This is a genomic window from Ruegeria sp. AI3, assembly GCF_056541245.1.
This window is the reverse complement of record NZ_JBQFYA010000054.1, coordinates 1-1,151: the sequence shown is the minus strand read 5'-3', so window position 1 is coordinate 1,151 and position 1,151 is coordinate 1. Positions and strand designations below refer to the sequence as shown.

The 1,151-nt window shown below is 55.3% G+C and carries 2 protein-coding genes; one reads left to right on the top strand and one right to left on the bottom strand.

Annotation, left to right across the window (positions count from 1 at the left end; all coding sequences use genetic code 11):
- The first annotated feature begins 49 nt into the window (after positions 1-49).
- On the top strand, positions 50-742 hold the full coding sequence (locus tag ACRZ95_RS22950) for an XRE family transcriptional regulator (RefSeq protein WP_480435144.1): 693 nt from the start codon (positions 50-52) through the stop codon (positions 740-742).
- A 240-nt stretch (positions 743-982) separates the two neighbouring features.
- Here ACRZ95_RS22950 and ACRZ95_RS22945 read toward each other — a convergent pair.
- Positions 983-1,151, bottom strand: a 169-nt coding sequence (locus ACRZ95_RS22945; RefSeq protein WP_480555686.1) for a helix-turn-helix domain-containing protein, incomplete at its 5' end; no start/stop codon positions are given.

Here is a 1,151-nt window from a genome sequence, read left to right as displayed (position 1 = left end):
TATCACAAATAAGACCAAATGCTCCTATAATCAAGAGACATAAGAACAAATGGACATAAATGAGCGACTAAAAGAGGCCGTATCTGCTAGCGGTTTGAGTTTGCAGGATTTTACCAATAAGATCGGAGCGAACTACCGAACCATGCAGCACTATCTCTCGGGCTCCAGGAAGGTGAGCGCTGAGCTTTTAGCAGCAATGGCGGAGCATTTGGACATATCACCAACGTGGCTTCTAACCGGGCGAGGCGCCCGATTGATCACGGAGAGTGTCGGAGCAAATGCTCATGAGAACCAAGCTTTGGCACTTCAACCCAATGATCGTGTTGAAGAGTTTGTCGCCATTCCGCACTTCGATGCGCAGGCGTCCGCTGGCTTCGATTCGCTAGTGGAGGCCGACGTCGGCTCCGGTTACTACAGCTACAGTCGGGCTTCCATTCAGCGGCGCGGGCTAAGTGAGGATCATCTGTCGGTGATCCGCGTGACTGGCGACAGCATGGAGCCAGAGCTCTCAGATGGTGATCTCGTCCTGATCGCCACGGATCAGAAAGAGCCACGCAACGGCTTTATGTTCGCCGTACATTATGACGGGCAACTGTTTGTTAAACGCGTACAGCGGTTGCCAGGTAATAGGCTCCAGCTGATCAGCACCAACGCACGATACCCACCGATCATTGTGGATTTGGAGGCACCAGAGGATGTCCGATTGGAAGGCAGAGTGGTCGCATCCATGCGTGAGTGGTGAGAGTTAATGCCGTTTTTGGAAACATCCGGCATCATCCGGCATAGTCCAGTTTAGTTCGGGCCATCCTTGCCGAACGGCCGATTTTGCCGCGCCGTCCCGCATCGCCAATAAAACAAGGCTATCATGCGATGACCTTCATCCACCTGTTCCAGTTTAAACCGTACTCACCGTTCCAATTAATTCCGATCCCCCCCAGCGCGGCGCCCCCGAGGTATTTTTAGCCAGATGAAGGGGATCCGGTCAGTGATGGGTGGGGTGCGCGCGTGTTTGCCTGAGGTCACGAGCGGACCTGCCATGCGCCGTGCGGAACGCCCGGGCAAAGCTGGATTGCGAGGTGAAGCCGGTGGCCAAGGCCACATCCATCAGGGGCATGTCGGTATCCGCAACCAGTCGGCGCGCCTCGGCCAGG